The sequence below is a fragment of the Ehrlichia canis str. Jake genome (assembly GCF_000012565.1).
GTDB classification, from domain to species: domain Bacteria; phylum Pseudomonadota; class Alphaproteobacteria; order Rickettsiales; family Anaplasmataceae; genus Ehrlichia; species Ehrlichia canis.
Genome location: NC_007354.1, coordinates 781,717 through 804,348, shown reverse-complemented (window position 1 = coordinate 804,348; position 22,632 = coordinate 781,717). Strand labels below are relative to the sequence as shown.

Genomic DNA, 22,632 nt, shown 5'->3' with positions numbered 1-22,632 from the left:
TTGGTTTTTGTGTGTTATAAGTTTTGTATAAATTTGTCGCATATAATACTGTTAGAGATGGTTATATATTATAGATAAATAGAGTGTCTGTAATACTAAATGATTTTGCATAATAAAAACATTATATATATTGCGTTAGTATTATTGCTAAATTATAGTGATTTTGTAGATTATTTTAATTGCTATCAATATTTGTTAGTTTTATTGTGATGGTTGATCTTAGGTAATAGAAGAACTTTATTGCATAGTAAGTGTTTTTGATATCTAAAATTAGTTTTATAAGTTTTGTTTACAAATAGTATTGTATTCCCTATGAATTTACACACAATAATTTTATGTTTTCAAATATATATGTATTGTTTTTTTATATCTTCTTGTAAATATAGGAAGATGCTGTATATTTGGGTTACTTGATATTAGCAGAAATGTATGGATCATATAGATAAAAAGTGTTCTATGAATGCTATCGTAGGAACAACTAATGCAGGAAAATCAACTTTAATTAATATGTTAGTTGGGCGAAAGGTTGCAGCAGTGACACCAAAAGTACAAACTACTAGAGTTAGGATGCATGCTGTATTAAATAATGAGAATGTGCAGTTAATATTTATAGATACTCCTGGTATATTTTCTCCAAAGACAAAGTTAGAGAAATTTATTGTAAAACATGCTTGGATGTCTCTTAAAGGTATTGAAAATGTAATATTGTTACTTGATGTAAAAAACTATTTAAATAAGCATATTGAAAAAATTATCAGTAGAATAAAACAATCTAATATTAATGCTATTTTAGTAGTGAATAAAATTGATATGGTATCTCAGGCATTAGTTGATAAAGCAATAGAATATATGTATTCGTTACATAATTTCAGTAAGACTTTTACTATATCAGCATTACATGATATTGGTTTAAATAGATTAATTAATTATCTGTGTGAAATTTCACCTAGTGGCCCTTGGTTATATCCTGAAGGTCAAATTAGTGACGCACCTTTAAAATTTTTTATTGCTGAAATTACACGTGAAAAATTATTTTTGTCTCTGCATCATGAGTTGCCTTATTCTTTATCTGTTGTTACTGAAGCTTTGGAAGAAAAAGTGGATGGTAGTTTGATTGTTAAGCAGGTAATATATGTAACTAAAGATAATCATAAAACCATTATTTTAGGCAAAAAAGGTGAGATGATTAAAAAAATTAGTATAGAGTCTAGGTCTGAGCTTGAAAAAATACTTGATCTAAAGATACACCTTTTCTTATTTGTAAAAGTTAGAGAACTTTGGCAAGATCATTTAAATGAGTGTGTAGGGTATGTTGAATAGTTTATTAGTTTTTGATATAGAAACAGTTCCAGACGTGGATGTTTGTCGTAATCTTTTTAGTGATTTTGATGATACAATTGAACTGAGCGAAAAAAGGGAAGCACTGACGAGTTATCATTTAGAAATTACTGATGGTAAAAATCCATTTTTAAGACAACCTTTTCATAAAATAGTTGCAATTAGTTTTCTTAAGGCAGATATTAAGAGGATAGGAGAATATGAGTCTTTTCATTTACAAGAGATACGTTCTGGTGGAAAGGTGGACTCTTCAGAGAAAGATTTGTTGAAAGGATTTTTTCAATATGTCTCATCCTTAAGGCCAAGGTTTGTATCTTTTAATGGTCGTACTTTTGATTTTCCAGTGCTGAAGTATAGAGCTATGATCCATGGTGTACAAGCAGGGTCTCTATATAAAATTGGTGATAAATGGAATAATTATTTCCAACGCTATAGTGTTGATTGGCATTGTGACTTGTTAGATTATCTTTCTGATTTTGGTACTTCTGCGAGAGTAAAAATGAATGAAGTGTGTTCAGTATTAAATTTTCCTGGTAAATTTGGTATTGATGGTTCAAAAGTTACTGAATTATATGATAATAATAAAATATCTGCAATTCGAGATTACTGTGAAACAGATGTGATTAACACTTATTTAGTGTATTTAAGAGTAATGCATTATCAAGATAGGGTGACAACATTAAGTTATAATGATAGTATAAGTGATTTATTATCGTATTTAGATAGCGGTGAAAAAGAACATTTCAAACAATTTAAGGTTGAATGGAATAAAGCTTGTTGCGGAAATTTTTATCTTTAAGTTATATATTCCATATATCTAGTTAATTAATTTATATGTTTGCTAATATATCATTGTAATATTGGTGAGTTTTTTGGAATCCATTATGCAAAACGTAAAATATGTATTGTTTTGGTTAGGTTTTATATTATTGATGATGTTTTTTAGTAGTGCTAAAAATGATATTAGCAGTAAATACTTTGATAAATTTTTTCCTAATAGTGTGATTCATAATAAGAAAGTTACTTATGTTGATGGAGGAGGAGTTGAGTTTCGTAGGGCAAAAGATGGACATTTTTATATAGAAGCTACTGTTCATGGAATACCAATTAATTTTTTAGTTGATACTGGAGCTACTGATGTGGTTTTGTCAGTAGAGGATGCAAAGAGATTGAAAAAGCATCTAAAATATTTAAATAAAAAGAAAACATATCATACTGCTAATGGAACAATAAAAGCTTTATATGTAGAAATATCTGAAATGCAAATAGGAGGTTTTGTTGTTAATAATGTAAAAGCTAGTGTAAATGTTTCTCCAATGCGTACATCTCTTTTAGGAATGAGTTTTTTACAGTATTTTAATTTCAATATGAGTGGTGATAAGCTAACGTTAAATTCTTATTAGCTGATGAATTTTAGGTAATAAATATACATTATGAGAAAATTTGTTTGATAGTATCGCTGTGATTTTCTGCTACTTGATTAGAATTTAAATGTAATTTACATAAAGTTTTATGATGGATGTTTCTAGTTTGTAGAATTAATTAACATTACTTTTCTATTATTAGTCATGGTTTTGCTAAAAAGATTATTATTCTTGAGCTAATTTGTATAGTTGTTTAGCTTTAGTAGTTAATACTATTATGTAATGTTGTGTTTTAAATCACAGGTGAGTAGTAGTATTATAATTTTATTACTTAATAATTTAGAATTAAAATATGATGAGTAAATTGAATTTGTAATAAATGCTATTAGTACTTGTTGTGGAATGTCATTTAATAGTATTTTCTTGTGATTGTTTAGGTGGTTAATATTAGGGAAATAGATAGTTCTATAAACTAGTTTCTGTAATTTTTTATTATAAGGTTAAAAAAAATCAATGACTTGTACAATTTTGTATGAATTATGTTGGACATATGACATACTTTAAATGTCTTTGTAATTATAAAAATATAATTACTGAATTTAAAATTAGTGTAATCTTAGATTTGTGTTTTTTGTTGTTCTTTATGCTAAGATGTTTGGGTGTGCATGTGGTTTATTATTCTAGATTATTATGTAATGTTATTATAAGAAATTTTTTATTTTTAAAATCATTCATATTTCAGTTCAGTTATTAAAAGCAGCTGTTGTGTGTTATGTTATATAGTAATATATATATTTTATGTGAAAAATATAAAGTTTATGAAGAGCAGATTGAATCAATTAATTAATTTAATGAGTGAATATGCGATAGATTTATTGTTATTGCATAATACAGATGAATATCAGTCTGAATATGTGCCTGTTAATAAGCAGAGAGTAAAGTGGTTATGTGGATTTTCTGGGTCGAATGCTACTTTAATAATCTCAAGGGAAGGTAAGCAACACTTTTTTACTGATGGTAGGTACATATTACAAGCAACAAGGGAGTTAGATCTTAATGATTATCAAATACATAATGTTTGTGATTTGACACCTTGGCAATGGTGTGTGGAAAATCTTGCATCTAATGCTGTTATTGCTTATGAATCTTCATTGGTTACTTTAAGTCATGTAAAAAAATATGAAGATTGTAGCCTTATTTTAAGGCCACTAGATCAAATTTTAATTGATAAGTTGTGGATTCGTGACTTTAGTATGGAGTGTGATATAGTAGAGCATCCTTTAAAATATTCTGGTGTTGAAAGTTATAAAAAATCTTGTGAAGCAGTAAAATATTTGTCTGGTAAAGATGCTGCTTTAATTACAGATACTGATGTGATTTCATGGTTATTGAATATACGTAACAACAAATTTGTTTATAATCCATCAGTGTTATCTAGAGCAATTTTATATTCAGATGGAAGAGTTGATTTATTTGTTGATGATATATGTTCAGTAGATGTTAAATATGAGCATCTTAAAGTGTATTCTTTGAATGATTTATTTAATGTTTTAGAGTCTATTGAATCAATAGTAATAGATGCATCTACTATACCGATGAATGTTTTTCAATGTTTGAATCAACAAGATATATTAATTAAGAATTCAGATAATTGTCTTTTAATGAAATCTGAGAAAAATAATGTTGAAATACAAGGTGCAGTCAATGCTCATATTAGAGATGGAGTTGCTGTAATTAATTTGTTGTATTGGTTAAATGTTCAATTAGATAATAATCAGGAAATTACAGAATTAGATGTTGAATCAAAGTTGTTGAGTTTTAGGCAAGAACAAGATTTGTTTCGTGGTGAAAGTTTTGCTACAATTTCTGGTTTTGGAGAAAATGGTGCAATAATACATTACAGAGCAAATAACAATACAAATAAGTTAATATGTAAAAATGGGTTATATTTATTAGACTCTGGAGGACAGTATCTTGATGGTACTACAGATATTACACGTACTATTGTTGTAGGAGAGCCAACACCTGAACAAATTACTAATTTTACATTAGTCTTGAAAGGTCATATTGCTTTAGCAACAGCAGTGTTCCCTTTAGGAACTAATGGTGGAATGTTGGAGGTGTTAGCAAGGCAATATTTATGGAAATCAGGGCTTGATTATCAACATGGGACAGGTCATGGGGTAGGAAGTTTTTTATCAGTTCATGAAGGTCCTTGTGCTATTTCATGCAGAAATGATATTGTGTTAAAGCCGAATATGGTCTTGTCGAATGAGCCAGGATATTATAAAAATGGAGAATATGGGATAAGGATTGAAAATCTAATGTATGTTGAAAAATGTATGGATAATTTTTTAAGGTTTAAACAACTAACATGTGTACCTATAGATTTGAAATTGATAGATAGCAATATGTTAAACAATGAAGAAATTAGTTATATAGATCAGTATCATAGTTTTGTCTACAATACAGTAGCACCATATTTAGATCAAAAAGTTAAGTGTTGGTTACATAATGCATGTAGAAATTTAAAAGATAAGTAATTTTTATACTTTTAGTAAAGTGGCTTCTTATGTATTAAAAAGTATGTTTTAGTGTGCTTCAATATTAATGTTTAGCATGAGATAGTAGATATATAGTACTCAATATCTATATATTTTTTTTTTTTTTTTTACATTAGTGTATTATAAAAGATTACATAAAATGATAGTTATTTGTTAGAAGTATAATATTATTCATGATGTTATATGTAACTTTTGTGGTAATTATGTTTATATATTTTGTCAAGTGTAACCTTATTGGTTTTTCTAGTTTATATGTTTACGAATATAATTTTCATTTATTTAGTAGTAGTGAGTTATATATTATATAAATATATTAAATTAATTATGCCATATAATCACCTGATTATATATATTTTTTGTGAATTTTAATTGTTATGTGAATTTTTAAAATGTATTTTATAATGTTGAATTAGAGTATATTTTTTAAATGTTTCTAATGTTATTTGAAATTAATGATAGTAGTGATTCATTAGTAGGTTGATCAGATATTTTTATCGTTTTCCAATGAACATTTTTTGCGGTGTTTGCAATTTTATTGCTCATTGTGTAAGCTGTAATGTTACTTATTTTATCTTGTATATTGTATTTTTTTATTAATTCTATTAGTATTTCTGCAGTTCTTGAAGAGTAAAGTAGAACACCTGATATTTTATTTCCTAAAAAAGCACTATAGCAGCATTTGCTAAAATGTGTTCTGTCTATAGTATTGTATAGTATAATTTCTTGAAAGTTTTTGTAATGGTTAAAAGTTTTTTTGAGATTGTATGTTACTTCTTTCCCTCTTATGTATAAAATATTAGATTTGCTATAATTTTGTAGATAAGAAACAACATCGTTAATATTGCCATTAAGTGATTTTACAAATGTAAACCCTAATTCTTGTGCAATGTGCATAGTGTTATTACCGACTGTGATGATAGTTATATCCCTGTTTTTGGTGATTTTACTTAAAGCAATTATGCTATGCTGACTTGTACATATTATCAAATCAAAATCTTTTAGTGTTATTTTAGCTGTTAAATATTTTATTGAAAACATTGGCTCGATATACACATTGAACCCTAATTTATTGAGAGATTCCTTAATTTTGATAGAGTCTTTTTCTGGACGAGTAACTAATAAAGATTTCATATAATAAAATTGCATAGTTGTTAAGAAAATACCTTAGTATATACAGATAATCAACTTAACATTTGAATTTAATAATAGAACTTTGTTAAGTAATAAGTAAGAGTAAATTTATGTATTTCTGATAATAACGCTTAGCTACCTGTAATAAATAATATGATTTTGTTGATTTTACATGCTAATAATATCGTAGTATTTAATTCTAGTGCATTGATAATGGTGATTTATATTATTTTAGAGACAATTAGATGAAATTTACATTTAGGATAAATTATACTGTAATATTAACCTTATTTTTTCTTACATTTGCTATCCCTTATGTTACTGTACTAGCAGGGTGTGTAAAATATAATAAGAAAGATATTGTAGTTGGATTATTATCTACTGAATTTGTCAGCTATCCTAATGAATATAACACTGCTTTGGGAATTACAAAGTTACTTGAAAGTTATGGTGTTCATGTAGTTTTGATGGACTACAATGTGATTATGCAGTTAGTGCAAGATGAAATAATCAGTATTAATAAAACTTATGAGAAGAGTTATGAGATATCAAGGTATGATATTATAAAAAATGTTGTGATGAAGTTTATTAAAGAAAATAATATTAGTAGAATACTGATACCTGGTAACCATTATAATATTAGTTCTTTACCAATTGCTCCATCTTTAAACAGGCAATTAATTACTAATGCTGTTGTTAGTATAATTCATAATGATAATCACTGTATACATCTTTTTGGTGTTTGTGGTGGTTTGCAAGGCATAATGTATGCAAATGGTATTAGAGTTACAAGAGTGGAGAACATTATTAAATCTCAAATTTCTGTAAAGTCGCATACTGTTTCAGCACCTAACCCTAGAAATGTAGATGCGAATTTGCATCAAATCAAAATTTTGCCTAATAATAGGCTATCAGATATTGCTGCTAGTTTAGATTTATTGGCTAAGAATCAGGTAATATATTTTCCAGATTCACATTCAGAAGCAATTGATACTGATATAGAAAATATTAAGAAAATATATAATTTGGGGTATAAAATTATTGCTATGTCAGAAGATGGTATTATAGAGGGAATTGAGGATAATTATGGTAATATGTATTTTCAATTTCATCCAGAGTATCTTATGATTAATGCTGAAAAGAAAAGAGGAGATAACAATAGAGAAGCATCAATTGCACTTGCGGATGCAATAATTAAAGACTTTCTTTTTCGTGATTAAGTAAATATATGAGATGTATATTTTCAATAGTGATTTTCTTGTTACAACTTTAGTAAGTTAATACTTAATTATTATAGTGTGTAGGATATTTTTTAAGTGGTTTTTAATATAAAGGACTTTAAAGGTATGTTCTGTTTGAGTTTATAATCAGTATTAGATTTAATAGACAAGTGTAGAATTCTATAACATATAAAATTTATTTATTTAGTTCATGATACAAGCTGATTTGCTCATGTTAAGTGGCAGATAAATTTAAGAATAATGTGTGAATTGTTGAACTTTTGTTATAACAGATATTAAAAGTTTAGCATGATAGTTAAACTTTTCTTGTGGTACAAGATATTTTATACTTTTTTTTAATATGGTGTTTAAATTAAACTTTACATATAAATTTGCTATTGTTAGTTGGTAAGTAGTAGGTATAAAATTAAAATTTATAGGTAATATGTAAGTTGTGTTTCTTTTGTTATAATAAAATAGCTTTGTTGTTTTAATGTTTAGCATGATAGCTGAAGTGTTACTTCCAGTACCGATTAATAAAACATTTTATTACAGTATTCCGGAAAATGAATCATTGTTTATTGGTGAATATGTTCTTGTGCCTTTTGGTGTGAGAACATTAGTTGGTATTGTATTAAAATTGAGTAATTCAAAGCCTTTAGATTGTGGTATAGAAAAGTTACAATTAAAAGTTATAATTTCTAAGAGTTCTTTGCCAAGAATTAATCCTACATTGCTTAATTTTATTAAATGGGTAAGTGAATATAATGTTGTTCCAGCAGGGTTAGTGTTGAAAATGGTGTTCAGTAATGTAATCAATGCTAAGTCTTTTAGTAGTCTGAAGTTTTCTGTAAAGAAAAATGACAAATATAATGATGTGGCAATTAGTTTATCAGATGAGCAGAGGTTTGCGTACGATGATATTATTGATAAGGTATCAGGTTATTCTGTTATAGTATTAGATGGTGAAACTGGTTCTGGAAAAACAGAAGTTTATTGTGAAGTTATACGTGAGTTGATTAAGAGGGATGAAACGGCTCAAGCATTGATTTTACTTCCAGAAATAGTATTAACATTGCAATTGATAAAACGTATAAAGCGTTATTTTGATAGTTATTATCCAGTAGAATGGCATTCAAATTTGACGTTAAAAAATCGTAGAGAATATTGGTTATCTGTAGCATATGGACAGTCTTTGATTGTAATAGGTGCAAGATCTGCTTTATTTTTGCCATACAATAACCTTAAGGTGATAATTGTAGATGAGGAGCATGATTCATCATTTAAGCAGGAATCTGGTGTGCTTTATAATGCGCGTGATATGTCTATTGTGTTGGCAAAGAATTTAAACATACCGATAATTTTATCTTCAGCGACACCGTCTTTAGAGACAATCAATAATGTTCTTAAGTCTCAATATTATCATGTAAAACTAACGAAAAGATTTGGGAATGCTAAACTTCCATCAGTAAAAATTGTTGATTTGTGTAAAAGCAAGATGGTGAACACTTGGTTATCATACGAGTTATATAATAATATATTGAAGGTTTTAGAAAGGCAAGATCAGGTTATGCTTTTTTTAAACAGTCGTGGTTATGCAAAATTAAGATTATGCAGAGCTTGTGGCTTTAAAATGTCTTGCAAAAACTGCTCTACTTGGCTTATAGAACATAAGAAAAAGAATGTGTTATTATGCCATTATTGTGGATATTCTTGCGCAATGCAAAATCAATGTAGTAATTGTTTATGTGAGTCTTCGCTTATATCATATGGAGTAGGTGTAGAAAGAGTTGCGGAAGAGATAGTTGCGCTAATACCGGATGCTAAAATTGCAGTAATTAGCAGTGATGTTAGTAGTAAAGATATAGGTATTATGGTTGACCTCATTATGCGTAATGAAGTTAATGTTATTATTGGAACTCAGGTTATAGCTAAAGGTCATAATTTTCCCAAATTGACATTTGTTGGCGTAGTAGATGCTGATTTGGGTTTAAATAATAGTGATTTACGTGCTACAGAGAGGACATATCAGCTATTACATCAAGTATCAGGGCGTTCTGGTAGATTTGTAGATAACGGTGAGGTAATGTTGCAAACTTATGATGTCAATAGTGCATTAATAAAATCATTATTATCTTATAATCGTGAACTATTTTATAATTTAGAACTTGAGTCTAGATCATTAACTAAAATGCCACCGTATACAAGATTAATAGGTATAATAGTTAGTGGTGAACATGAACCTGATGTTGTAAATGTATCAAAACGAATAGTAAATACTCTTCCACATACATTAACTGTTCTAGGGCCAGTTCCTGCGCCTATAAGTTTTTTAAATAGGCGGTATAGATATAGAATTTTAATTAAGGTACAGAATAATGTTATGATACAAAAGTTACTTGCTAAATATAAGGAATATTATTCAAAAGTAAATAAGATAAAGATTACAATAGATGTTGATCCAGTAAATTTTATGTAGTTTGTGTGTATTATAAGAATGTTTCTAAATTTCTATCATTATGATCGAATTGCATTCTGAATTTAAAAATTGCAAAAATGTTAGTTCAGTAAATTTTCTATAGTTTTTGTGTGTAGCCAGAATATTTATGAATTTTTGCTATTACAATGGAATTCAAATTAAATTTTATGCTATATTAGTAGATAATATATCTATTTATATTACAAATTTTATGATTTAATTATAATTTAAATTTCGTAATATATAGGTTACACTATAATTCGAAAAGTGAAATGTACCATCATCTATTGTATTTCCAATCATTGTTTTGAGCTGGTTTCTAGTATCAAGTGCATCACTTAAATTATCTTTATTTGTGTATATTTTCAAACTATTATCTCCATTACCATGCGATGTTTCTTTAGCATCATATGGTTTTTCTTTAACAAAAGGATTCCTTTGTCATCTTTACCTGTATTAGGAAGATAAGGGTTTGGTTTATATTGTTGAAGTACCAATTTTCAAACTATCTAAAACAGCTGTACGGTCTCAAGTATATTATGAATTAACCTACTTTCTCTAGTACTGAATATACTTCCAGCAACATGATGACCACCTGAGTTTTTCATTACATTTAATGTAGAAATTCCTAAATGAGCTCCTATGTAAGTGCAAGATTAATGTCTTATTGTGTTTATAGTAATTGGTTATTGTAGATCTCAATAATCTTGAGAATTTGTATTTGACTAATGTTACTGTATTGTTATAATAATTCCCTATTAGTTAAGAGTTTAGGTTTGTAAAATGAGTAGGGTTTGTGATATTACAGGTCAAGGAAAGTCTTTTGGAAATAAAGTATCACACTCTAATCGTAAGACTAAAAGAACCTACTTAGTTAACTTGCATAATGTTACTTTGTTAAGTGATATTTTAAATAGGAAATTTAAGTTTAAAGTGTCTAGCCGTACTTTAAGAACAATAGACTATAAGGGTGGTTTTGATTTGTACTTACTTAATACATCATCTAGAAAGTTGACTGATAAAGCTCAAAAGATTAAAAAGCTTGTGAAAAATGCTGTAGCAAAAGGTGTGAAAGTATCTTTGTAGTCCTACTATAATTTCTAAGTCTCTATTCATAATTTATTGTAATTTTTACTAATGGTTTTTGACCATATTCTATGATCTACTTGTAAAAATACTTTGTTGTTATAAGATGTGAATTTTATATTATACTCCGTTTTATTTTGCAGTGCACTTTTTATTCATATTGTAGATGTATATACATGGTTAAACAAGTATACTGCTTATGTAATGAGGTTTTTTACTTTCTAAATGTGTTGCATGTGATTGTTAACGGTAATTGATAAAGGAATTATTATAAATAAGTTGTGTTTTGTTATTAAAAGTTTTTAGCGATGTTATATCATGATATTAAGATTTCAGTGAAATACTTAATGGTATCTTTAATCTACAATATTAAAGGTCTTATAAATTTTTTGGCAATATTGTGGAATTTATTAGTGGCTACTATCGCGACACTTTGTGTATGTTGTTTTGTATAAAAAGTAGTTTATTTATGCATCTAATAGGTTGGAATGAATAAATTGGATATTTCAAAAGCACAGAAAGAAGTTATCAAAAGTGTAAGTAAGAGAGGTTATACATAGATGATAATGTCTTATCACTCAAATATGCAAGTTCATGCAGTCAGTAATTTTATAGCTATAAGAGAAGCAAGTAAAAACTGTCTATGCACACATATTAAAAAACTTGTATAAATATAGCTATGGTAAATTTATTATGTAAAGTATAGAATTTGCTTTTCTTACTGCAAGTTTTTTTCTACATTATAGATTATTAGTAATCCTGTAAGAATACTTTTTAACATGCTATGTATATCATGTAAATATAAGTTTACTTATATTAACTTTACTTGTTTTTGATTATGCTGATGTATTAAATAAGTGTATTGTTATACAAAAATGTATCTGATTATTTATTGAAATCTAGTATAACCTCATCTTTTAACATATCTTCATAAGTTTGACGATGACGTATAATGTCATAATTACTGTTACTAACCATTACTTCAGGTACTAATGGTCTAGAATTGTAGTTACTTGACATTGAAGAACCATATGCTCCAGTTGTACATATTGCTACTATTTCTCCATTTTGCAAGTTATTGATATGATAATTATATGCAAAAGTATCGTCAGATTCACATATAGGACCTACTATGTCATATAATTGCAATGGTGTAGATGTTGAAATTGCTGGTATTATTGTATGTTCAGCATTATATAATGCTGGACGTATTAGATCGTTCATACCGGCATCTAATATAATGTGACTTTTTTCTTGATTGTGTTTATGATATAGCACTTTAGTAAGTAATACTCCTGTATTGCCTATTAGTGCTCTACCAGGTTCACATATGATTTGATAATTCTCATTTTCAAAATTCTTCTTTAGTAAATTTGCGTATTCTGGGATTGTGGGGAAAACATCAGCATTTTTGTATGGTATGCCAAGTCCACCACCAAGATCAACCCTGATAATTTGCATGTTGCGTTGCTCAAAAATTTTTACTATTTTTTTGATTTTATCAATTGTATTTTGGAAAATATTTAAATTTGATATTTGTGACCCTATATGTACAGATATTCCTATAATCCTAATACCTATGAAATTATTGTTAAAGATTTGATCAAGTAATTCTTCTGGTATTCCAAATTTATTGACTTTTAGACCAGTTGTAATTTTATCGTTTGTATCTGCACTAATATTTGGATTGATTCTAATAGATACTGGTGCGATTATATTTTTTTTACATGCAATTGTGTTTATAAGAGATAGTTCTTCAATAGATTCTACATTAAATTGTAATATTCTATTATCTAGTGCAAAACTTATTTCTTGCTCAGTCTTACCTACACCGGAAAATACTATTTTATTTGGTGAAATGCCAACTGCAATAGCACGACGTATTTCACCTTCAGATACAACATCCGCTCCTGCTCCAAGTGAATTTAGTAAACTTAAAATAGATAAATTAGAGTTTGATTTTACTGCATAACATATGATTGAGTTGTTAGGTAGATTTTCTTGAAATTGCCTATAGTTATTTTTTATAGCATTTAAAGAGTAACAATAAACAGGAGTTCCAATATCTTTTGCAATATCTAGTACATTTACATTTTCTATATTCAGTATGTTATTTTTATAATGAAAAAATGGATTAGCAAGAAAAATCATAAAGTACTCCAAGTTTTGTCTCAATTTATATGATGTACACAACTATCTATATCATAAATATATAATAATCAATAATTATCATCTGTTGGCGTCAATAAAAGTTTTAGTTAGTTATTTACTTAGTTGTTCTAATTCATTAATTAATGTCTGGATGTCATGAGGAATGTCAGCGCGAAACTCTATATATGTGTTTTTTGTGGGATGAATAAAGCCTAATTTATATGCATGTAGTGCTTGTCGTTTTAATGTGTTGATAATAGTACTTTGTTTAGCATATTTTGTAATTTTACTGTTATTTTTTCCGTATTTTTGATCTCCTATTATAGAATTTCCTATATGACTCATATGTACACGTATCTGGTGTGTTCTTCCTGTATGTATTCTACATTTTATTAAACTTGCTATGTTACTAAAGTTTTGTTTAGTTTTGTATTCTGTAATGGCTAACTTTCCTTTATGTGATAGATGTGTAACAGCCATCATTTGTTTATTATTTGGTTTAACACAGATATAGTTTTGTATAGTGTTATTTTTAGGATTAGGTGATCCCCACACTACTGCTAAATATTCTTTTTTTATTTGTTTTTTTAGTAATAATTCTGATAGAAAATAATATGATTTTTCATTTTTTGCAATTACCATTAATCCACTAGTATCCTTATCTAATCTATGAATTATTCCTGGTCGTGTTGCTTTTCCTACAGTACTTAAAGCATTACCATAATGTGCAACTAAGGCATTAACTAGTGTGTTATTTTTTGTCCCTGCTCCTGGGTGTACAGTTATTCCAGAGGTTTTATTGATGATGATGATATCATGATCTTCATATAGAACTGAAATTGGTATTGAATGATTTGGAATAATTGTGTTACTAATTTCTTTTGTTGGTATATTTATTATATATATATCATTTACTTTTGTTGTGTGATTATTGTCTGTTATTATGTTATTAAACAAAGAAACTTTACTATCTTTTATTAATTGTTGTACCTGATTACGAGATGTATTTAATTTATTTGCTATGAGCTTGTCTAATCTATTATTTGCTTCTTCAATTTTAATAAAGATTTTTTTTTCTAACATTTTTATTTATAATTTATCCTTAGTAATGTATTTTAATCACTAATTTATAATCAGATTAGTGAAATATTGCTTGTAGTATAGTTGTATATAGGTAAAATCTTGAACTATCTTTATATATAAGTAAAGAGTTACCTTCTAACTGAGAGTATTTAAGATAATGATAAAGAAAATATTGATAGCGAATAGAGGTGAAATTGCGTGTAGAGTAATGAGAACTGCTAGTAAAATGGGAATATCTTGTGTTTCTGTATATTCAAGTGCAGATGTATACTCATTACATGTTTTATCAGCTGAAGAAGCAGTGAATATTGGTCCTGCTCCAGTAAATCAGAGTTATTTAAATATGGAGAAAATTTGTGAAGTAGCACATAATGCAGGTGTGGATGCTGTGCATCCTGGGTATGGGTTTTTGTCTGAAAATGCTGAGTTTCCTGAAAAGCTTCAAGAATATAATATTCAATTTATTGGTCCAAGTCCTTCTTCAATAAGAATGATGGCTGATAAAATTACTTCTAAAAAGATAGCTGAATCTGCTCAAGTGAACATTATTCCAGGATATATGGGAATAGTTGATTCTGTTGATGAGGCGAAAAGTATAGCTAGGTCTATAGGATTTCCGGTCATGATAAAAGCTACTGCTGGTGGTGGTGGTAAAGGGATGAGAATTGTAAAATCATGTGAGGAAATGGACCAAGCTTTTACTTCTGCAACAAATGAAGCTGCGAAAAATTTTAAGGATGGAAGAATTTTTATTGAAAAATATATTGAATTACCAAGGCACATTGAAATCCAAATCATAGCTGATAAGTATGGTAATATTGTTTGTTTGGGTGAAAGGGAATGTTCTATACAGCGGCATAATCAAAAAGTTATAGAAGAAACGCCTAGTCCGTTTCTTAATGAGGAAACAAGACAAAAAATGTATCAGCAGTGTGTAAATTTGGCAAAAAAAGTAGGATATTATTCTGCTGGTACTATAGAATTTATAGTTGATCAGAATAGGCAATTTTATTTTTTGGAAATGAATACTAGATTACAAGTTGAGCATCCTGTAACAGAGCTTGTTACTGGTATTGATATTGTGGAAGAAATGATTAGAATTGCTGATGGTGAAAAATTAAGATTTACTCAACAAGATGTTAAATTTATTGGTTCAGCAATAGAATCTAGAATTTATGCAGAAGATCCTGTGAAGAATTTTTTACCTTCTAGTGGGAGAATTGTTTATTATTCTGCACCTATGCCTAATGATAATTTGAGGATTGATAGTGGAGTTTTTGAAGGTGCAGAAGTTAGTATGTTTTACGATCCTATGATTGCTAAAGTTTGTACTTATGGTAAAAATAGAGATGAAGCAGTGAGCTTTATGCAAAAATATTTAAATGAATTTTATATAGGTGGAATAGCTCATAATATAGATTTTCTATTGTCAGTATTTCATCATCCTGTATTTATGTCTGGGAATATTAATACTAGATTTGTTGAACAATTTTATTCTGGTGGGTTTGAATATGATCCTCTGACGGAAGACTGCATAGAACTTTTTGTGTTAACTTCGTTATGTATATTTTTTCAAAGTGAATATGATAACAGTTTAAATCATTCATGTAATAGTATGGACTTATCTGTTTATGTTGATGGTCAAGAATATTTCGTTAATGCTAAGTATCAAAATGGTAAAGTTTTAGCAATTTATAACCAAAATGAGTATTTGGTTTCAGGTACATGGAATACAAACTTTAAAATATTTAAGCTACAAATCAGTGAAGAATTATTTCATGTAAAAGTTGATAGTAGGTTAAATAAATATAAGTTGAGGTATTCTACTATGAGTGCATTATGTGTGGTATATAGGTCTTGTATATCTAACTTGCTACCTATAATGCCTCAAGTTAGTACTGAGGAATTATGTTGTAATAATGTTTGTTCTCCTATTTCTGGTATGATAGTTAAAATTTATGTTAAGGAAGGAGAAAAAGTTCAACCAGGGCAATCTTTGTTAGTCATTGAAGCTATGAAAATGGAAAATGTAATATATTCAAATGTAAAATCAGTTGTTAAATCTGTGTTTTTTTCAGAAGGAAATAGTGTGATTGTTGGTGATGTTATTATAGAATTTAGTGAATGATTTGTTTAATAATTGTATAAGATCTACTTTTGTGTGTTGAATAATATATGTTTGAAGTATAGGTTATTATTGTTCACAAAGTACAATTATAGAGTATAGTTTTTTTCAAAGTTATTGTATTTTAATAGTTTCGTTGTTTGTAATTTTCTAATGCATTTCTATGATTTAAGTAATTGGTATAAATAAAAGTAGAGAAGTCTATATTTTAAAAATGATGTATAAGTGGTTTATACACTAATCAAGATATTATGTACTGCTTATTTTACTTAAGTATCCAAGATTATTAAAAAGTTAAGCTGTATTAATTCTTATGAATAGTTGTTTATAGGTGTGATTATAACAAGTTGTTAATTGTTTTAGAAATAAAATAATGTATAATATTGAGTCTGTGTGTGTTCAAATGTTGAGAGCATGTTTTGATGTGTGTTGGATTAAAATTAAGTTAAAAATAGTAATAGAATGTTTTTTTATAGAACAGGCCATATGTTGAAACTATATAAAAGTTTTAAATGTGTTAGCTATTAATTTGTGTTGTATTGTTCTTGAAGATGTGAGTGTTTTATGGCAGGAAATAAAAAAATTAAATCTAGTGATTTGAGTAGTCTAGAAGAGTGTAGTGAAGAAAGTAGTGAGAGCATTAATAATGTATTCCATGATATTGAAGTATTGGAACTTAATGGTAATGAAGATGAGGATTTTAGAGCTCTTGCTAGAATTAAGCTAGAAGATTTGGAAGTTCAAGAATCTCTTTTAGAACTTGAAGGAGAATTTAATAAGTTTATTGTAGAACATGTTGAAGAATGTGGTATTGTAGAAGATCAAGAATATGATCATACTGTAGTTGCACTTGAAGATGAAGATTTTGAGATAGAAGAGTCTTTATTACAGAAGATATTGGATTTCTTTAGTCAGCTATATCAAGATACTGAAGATTATATAGATCTTGATTATGAGCTTGATCCTTTAAAACGTAGAAAGAAGAAAAAAAAATTTATCTTAGAAGCTATTATAGAGTTTTTGAAAAAACTTTTACGTAGTGGTAAATCTCTTAACTTAAAAGAATTATTGGATCTGCAAATTTTAGAGTTGCAAGAAAGATTAGCAAAGGAAGAAGATCCTGACCTAAGAAAGTTATTACAAGAAAGGTTAATACTGCTTACAGAATTGAGAGCTCAGATGATGCAATCTGGAATTGGTGCTAACTTACTACGCTTTTTTTTACTTGCAAGTTTTATAAGCTCACTTCTTGGTTTACAACAAGATGCTTATGTTACTAGGGAAGGTACTAGATCACGAGATGCACTTGGATTGTTTGTCCAAAAACAAGAAGAAAAAGCTCTAGATGAAAAAAGTGTTTCTGCTGATGCTTCTAAAAATATTGTAGCGGATCATTTTTCGAGTTTTATTGTATCTGGTTATGTACAAGATGTTTTCTTAGGAAAAGTGCAAGAAATGTCTTATAAGTTGCATGATCAATATTTTATGGCCTTGCGTGATATGTCATATAATATTGGTACACAACATGGCATGCAAGGAGTTTTTCTAGCTGTTGTTGCAATAATGAGTGCAATAAATGCTGCATTCAGCAAAGTAACAAGTTTTTTTAGAAGAGCTATTGATAAGTTAGATGCTTTTGAGCGCTCTGTTAGATCTCGTAATAATTTTGTAAATGATGTACATGATGTTAAATCTTCTGCTAGTCCTGTAGTATGTAACACTGATATAAGTTTTACTCAAAGTAATAATTTACATTATAGTGGTGGTATATGGTCTTCTTTAAGTTATCATAGTGAGTTAAAAGTTTCATGTTCTGGTATTTATAATAGTAGTTATCTAGAAGATATACGTGTAATACAGTGTCAAGTTCAAAATAGTTCAGTATCTCGATAATCATTAATTACATTAAAAATCATATTATAAAATGTTTGTTTGTAGGTTAATTTTAGTTGCTAATAATCTGTAGTGTTTTTTATTTAATACTACTTTGTCTCTATTGTGTAAAAGTTTTATGTATTGATAAGTGATAATATAAATTTGATATGAGATTAATTATTAAATGTTGCAATATTTTTATATGGTGTAGGTGACACTTTCTTGACATCAGTATTAATGTTAGTTATGCTCACATAATAACTGTTTCTGAATTTTGTCGTATGAGAAGTAAGCCTGATTGGTTAAAAGTGAAAATGCCTACAGGTGATACTTTTTATCAGATGCGTAATTTGATGAAGTTGTACAAGCTAAACACGGTGTGTGAGGAAGCTGCTTGCCCAAATGTTGGTGAATGTTGGAATAAAAAACATGCAACAGTAATGATTTTAGGTTCTACTTGTACTAGAGCATGTGCCTTTTGTAATGTTGCTACTGGGATTCCAGATAAGTTGGATCCTCATGAGCCTCAAAACTTGGCTAAAGCTATCAACTCACTTAAACTTCATCATGTTGTTATTACATCTGTTGATAGGGATGATTTACCAGATGGTGGAGCTGGGCATTTTGTTGAGTGTATAGAAGAAATACGAAAGAGAGATGATAACATTACTATTGAAATATTAACTCCAGATTTTTTAAATAAACATGGTGCAATTGATAAGATTGCTGCAGTAGCTCCTGATGTTTATAATCATAATGTAGAAACTGTACCAAGATTATATGCAAGGATTAGGCCAAAAGCACGTTATTTTCATTCTCTGTATTTGCTTAAAGCAGTGAAATATAAGAATCCTAAAATATTTACTAAATCTGGAATAATGGTAGGGTTAGGTGAAACAAAGGAAGAAATATATCAGGTGATGGATGATTTAAGATCAGCAGATGTTGATTTTATAACAATTGGTCAATATTTACAGCCTACTCCTAAACATGCTGTAGTTGATAGATATGTAACTCCTGAGGAATTTGATCATTACAAATATGTTGCATATTCTAAAGGGTTTTTGATGGTTGCTTCAGGTCCTTTAGTTAGGTCTTCATATCATGCTGAAGAAGATTTTCAAAAATTAAAACAAAATCGTACTGCTATGTTAATGCGTGCTGAAAGTAATTCGATATAGTTTGTTTTTCTTATTTTAAATCTCATGAAGGATTTTTTAGTCTGATTTGGAATATGATAATGAGGCACTTCATGTTTAAAGAAAATTAGTTGATAACAATATTTATTGGGATCTTAAGTAAAGTTAATATAAGGTAGTTTTTTACTTTTTCGATTACTAATTAGGTAAAAAAAAAGTAAAAATTGTGTTCGCATTTGTAAAGTATTGTATAAGATATCTTAATATTATAAGTATTTGTTTGTTTTAATATTATATTATTCATTTGGTATGTTGTTTTATTGTAAACTCTTGTAAGATTTGCTAATGCATCTTATAAGTTATTTTATTGCACTTATAGCTTAGTGGATAGAGCGTTACCCTCCGGAGGTAAAGGTCGCAGGTTCAAATCCTGCTAAGTGCACTGATTTTATCTTATAAAATACTATTGTGTCGTTTTATATAAATGATGGTTTTATTGATATTTATAATTAATAAATACTTTCATTCGATCTATTAAATTAAAATATTTTAACAAGATGCTATAAGGACAGTGTTATACTACATTTAGTTATATATTTATACATTTTTAGCAAGTTGAAGTGTGTAACACTGAATTGAGATAACTTAGTTAATATTTCTTTAAATAATCAGTAGTGGTGGTTTATTTATTGTAATTGTTGTATTTGTATATATAGTTTTTAGTATATGAGTTTAAACAGCATTCAGAATATTGAATTGTAAAATTGCATCTAATTATGGTTGTTTATTTATTGTATAGTTTACTGAATTTATGATTTACATGTTATGATGTTGCTGTATGAAAATATTAAAAAATAAAGTGATCGAATTTTTTTCTGATGAAAGTTACTATAAGATTTAAAATTAATAGCATTAAAAGTAGTGCTACTATTGCAATTGCAGCTAATTGAATAAACTCTATATGTGGATTACTTGCCCACATATATATTTGTACTGGTAATACAGTTGTTGGATCAAGGAAATTTTTTGGAATATCGACTATAAATGCTACCATCCCAATCATTATTAATGGAGAAGATTCTCCTAAAATTCTTGCAATACTTAGAATAGCACCTTGCATTATACCAGGCAATGCAATTGGAAATGAGTGATGTAGAATTACTTGCATATTTGATGCACCAAGTGAAAACGCTGCATCTTTTACAGATGATGGTACTGCTGTGAATGCTTGTTTTGTGGCTATGACCAAATTTGGTAGCATCATTAAGGATAGTGTCATTCCGCCTATAAGTGCTGATGAACGTGGTATATTGAAAATTTTAATGTATATTGCTAATCCTAAAATACCGAATATTATTGATGGTACGGATGCGAGATTTGTTATACTAATTTCAATAATAGAAGATATTTTATTTTTTGGTATCAGCTCACTTAAGCATATACCTGATGTAATACCTATTGGGAATGCAAATGCTAAGCATATAATTATTGTAAACATAGATCCTATTAATGATCCAATAATACCGGTATTTTCAGGAGATATTGAATTATATTTTTTGAACAATGTATCATTAAATGATTTTTTTATTCTGTGTTCATTTTGTAATTTTGTAATAATTTTCTTATATATTGTATTATCTGTACTTTGTGTTTGTATAATTTTATTAAATGTAGTGGAAGATTTAAACCACATATTAAATTTATTTGCTTTTGGATTTTTGAATACAAAATCTGCTAAATTATGGTGCGCAGTATCACTTACTATACTGTAAATGATTTTTTTGTTATCGAGATTTGAAGTGTCTATAACATCTGAAAATAGTTCTTCTAAAGATTGATGTATGTAGTTTATTAAGTTACTTCTCAATATTAGTTTATCTTGTTGCTCTATGTTATCATTGATCTTTATTGATAATAAAATGGTGGTTGTTGTAAGTGCGTTGTACCCATTGTTGACTATGCTGCCTAAGATTATAAAAAGTATACCTAATGAGCTGATAAGTGCGGACATTGATAATGTTGATAAAATACGGTCTTTCCTATTTTTTAGTGATATTCGAGAGGCAATGTGACGATACTTTAGTAGTTTACCTAGTTTTTTTTTTATGTACATGTTATTATAAATGTTAACCTTTACTATTAAGAGCTTTTAATTCTATCTGTGATTCTTCCTTATTAAAAGTATTTTTATATAAAATGAAAATATATTAATTTAGCATAAGCTTGAATTTTAGTGTACTCAGATAAATATAATATAATATATGTATTGTGCATTTTAACATTATGTAGACTTATTTAATGTTAAGGTTATTTATAGTTATATTTATTTAATAGAGGTTATATGTTTACTTTACCTGAACTTCCATATCAACAAAGTGATTTAGTTCCATATTTAAGTCCGGAAATATTGGGATATCATTATAATAAACATCATCAAGGTTATGTTAATACTTTAAATAGTCTTGTTGTAGGTACAGATTTTAGTGAGTGTACTAATGAAGATTTACCTAAAATTATTGAGGCAACAGCTGGTGATTTAGGATCGAGATCTATATTTAATAATGCTGGTCAAATATGGAATCATAATTTCTATTGGGAATCCATGAAGAAAAATGGTGGAGGAGCTCCTACAGGAAAATTATTAGATAAAATAAATGAGGATTTTGGGAGCATAGATGATTTTAATAATGCTTTTACTAATGCTGGCAAAAGTCATTTTGGTAGTGGATGGGTATGGTTGGTTTTTGATATGAGTGAACAAAAGCTCAAAATTTTATGTACTTCTAATGGTGACACTCCTATTACTCAATATCCTGAGACACATCCTTTATTAACTATGGATGTATGGGAACATGCTTATTACTTAGATTACTTTAATGTACGTCAAAATTATGTAGAAACTTTTCTAAAACATTTGGTTAATTGGGATTTTGCAGCTCAAAGATTTTTAGAAGTTTAGTTTATTTATAAAAATAATAAATTTAAGTTACCTGTAAAGTTTTAATTTTGTAAAATTTTAATCTATTTTAAGCATTATTTTATTGATTATTTAAATTATAAATATTAATTTATTTAAT

Annotated in this window: 15 protein-coding genes and 1 tRNA gene; 12 read left to right on the top strand and 4 right to left on the bottom strand. The window is 27.9% G+C overall.

All coding sequences use genetic code 11. The annotated features are described in order from the left end of the window. Nucleotides 1-429 precede the first annotated feature (429 nt). From era to ECAJ_RS02835, 4 genes are all read left to right on the top strand, one after another. Nucleotides 430-1,320, top strand: a complete 891-nt coding sequence (era, locus tag ECAJ_RS02850) for a GTPase Era (protein ID WP_011304663.1) — start codon at nucleotides 430-432, stop codon at nucleotides 1,318-1,320. After that, entirely contained in the window at nucleotides 1,310-2,137 is an 828-nt protein-coding gene (locus ECAJ_RS02845) for a 3'-5' exonuclease (RefSeq protein ID WP_011304662.1), read from the top strand. The genes era and ECAJ_RS02845 overlap by 11 nt, the downstream gene beginning before the upstream one ends. 85 nt (nucleotides 2,138-2,222) lie before the next feature. Continuing rightward, a complete protein-coding gene (locus ECAJ_RS02840) occupies nucleotides 2,223-2,741 on the top strand; it encodes a retropepsin-like aspartic protease family protein (RefSeq protein ID WP_044261995.1) in 519 nt (172 codons plus the stop codon). A 779-nt stretch (nucleotides 2,742-3,520) separates the two neighbouring features. Beyond that, complete coding sequence (locus ECAJ_RS02835; RefSeq protein WP_011304660.1) at nucleotides 3,521-5,245, top strand: aminopeptidase P family protein; 1,725 nt, start codon at nucleotides 3,521-3,523, stop codon at nucleotides 5,243-5,245. Nucleotides 5,246-5,689: 444 nt separating this feature from the next. Here the strand turns inward: ECAJ_RS02835 and ECAJ_RS02830 are convergent, their stop codons facing one another. Further along, nucleotides 5,690-6,412, bottom strand: a complete 723-nt coding sequence (locus ECAJ_RS02830) for a uroporphyrinogen-III synthase (RefSeq protein WP_011304659.1) — start codon at nucleotides 6,410-6,412, stop codon at nucleotides 5,690-5,692. 230 nt (nucleotides 6,413-6,642) lie between these two features. On the opposite strand from ECAJ_RS02830, the gene ECAJ_RS02825 reads away from it, so the two are divergent. The 3 genes from ECAJ_RS02825 to rpmB all read left to right on the top strand — a co-directional run bounded on the left by ECAJ_RS02825 (nucleotide 6,643) and on the right by rpmB (nucleotide 11,182). Beyond that, nucleotides 6,643-7,617 carry a glutamine amidotransferase-related protein gene (locus ECAJ_RS02825; protein ID WP_011304658.1) on the top strand — a complete coding sequence of 325 codons (975 nt, stop codon included), beginning with the start codon at nucleotides 6,643-6,645 and terminating at the stop codon, nucleotides 7,615-7,617. A 502-nt stretch (nucleotides 7,618-8,119) separates the two neighbouring features. Then, on the top strand, nucleotides 8,120-10,096 hold the full coding sequence (priA, locus tag ECAJ_RS02815; RefSeq protein ID WP_011304657.1) for a replication restart helicase PriA: 1,977 nt from the start codon (nucleotides 8,120-8,122) through the stop codon (nucleotides 10,094-10,096). Nucleotides 10,097-10,879: 783 nt separating this feature from the next. Further along, on the top strand, nucleotides 10,880-11,182 hold the full coding sequence (gene rpmB, locus ECAJ_RS02810) for a 50S ribosomal protein L28 (protein WP_011304656.1): 303 nt from the start codon (nucleotides 10,880-10,882) through the stop codon (nucleotides 11,180-11,182). A gap of 885 nt (nucleotides 11,183-12,067) precedes the next feature. On the opposite strand, the gene lysA is transcribed toward rpmB, so the two are convergent. Next, the gene (lysA, locus tag ECAJ_RS02805; protein ID WP_011304655.1) at nucleotides 12,068-13,333 is read right to left on the bottom strand and encodes a diaminopimelate decarboxylase; all 1,266 of its coding nucleotides are present in this window, start codon (nucleotides 13,331-13,333) and stop codon (nucleotides 12,068-12,070) included. 111 nt (nucleotides 13,334-13,444) lie between these two features. After that, complete coding sequence (locus ECAJ_RS02800) at nucleotides 13,445-14,416, bottom strand: RluA family pseudouridine synthase (RefSeq protein ID WP_011304654.1); 972 nt, start codon at nucleotides 14,414-14,416, stop codon at nucleotides 13,445-13,447. A gap of 157 nt (nucleotides 14,417-14,573) precedes the next feature. Between ECAJ_RS02800 and ECAJ_RS02795 the strand changes: the two genes are divergently transcribed. The 4 genes from ECAJ_RS02795 (at nucleotide 14,574) to ECAJ_RS02780 (ending at nucleotide 19,997) form a co-directional block, all read left to right on the top strand. Then, on the top strand, nucleotides 14,574-16,544 hold the full coding sequence (locus tag ECAJ_RS02795) for an acetyl/propionyl/methylcrotonyl-CoA carboxylase subunit alpha (RefSeq protein ID WP_011304653.1): 1,971 nt from the start codon (nucleotides 14,574-14,576) through the stop codon (nucleotides 16,542-16,544). A 561-nt stretch (nucleotides 16,545-17,105) separates the two neighbouring features. Beyond that, complete coding sequence (locus ECAJ_RS02790) at nucleotides 17,106-18,434, top strand: hypothetical protein (RefSeq protein ID WP_011304652.1); 1,329 nt, start codon at nucleotides 17,106-17,108, stop codon at nucleotides 18,432-18,434. A 263-nt stretch (nucleotides 18,435-18,697) separates the two neighbouring features. Further along, complete coding sequence (gene lipA / locus ECAJ_RS02785; protein ID WP_011304651.1) at nucleotides 18,698-19,597, top strand: lipoyl synthase; 900 nt, start codon at nucleotides 18,698-18,700, stop codon at nucleotides 19,595-19,597. A 327-nt stretch (nucleotides 19,598-19,924) separates the two neighbouring features. Next, nucleotides 19,925-19,997 (top strand) — tRNA-Arg (locus ECAJ_RS02780). Between the two features lie 405 nt (nucleotides 19,998-20,402). Here the strand turns inward: ECAJ_RS02780 and ECAJ_RS02775 are convergent. Then, complete coding sequence (locus tag ECAJ_RS02775) at nucleotides 20,403-21,668, bottom strand: PstA family ABC transporter permease (protein ID WP_011304650.1); 1,266 nt, start codon at nucleotides 21,666-21,668, stop codon at nucleotides 20,403-20,405. A gap of 228 nt (nucleotides 21,669-21,896) precedes the next feature. Between ECAJ_RS02775 and ECAJ_RS02770 the strand changes: the two genes are divergently transcribed. Next, the gene (locus ECAJ_RS02770; protein WP_011304649.1) at nucleotides 21,897-22,514 is read left to right on the top strand and encodes a superoxide dismutase; all 618 of its coding nucleotides are present in this window, start codon (nucleotides 21,897-21,899) and stop codon (nucleotides 22,512-22,514) included. Nucleotides 22,515-22,632 lie beyond the last annotated feature (118 nt).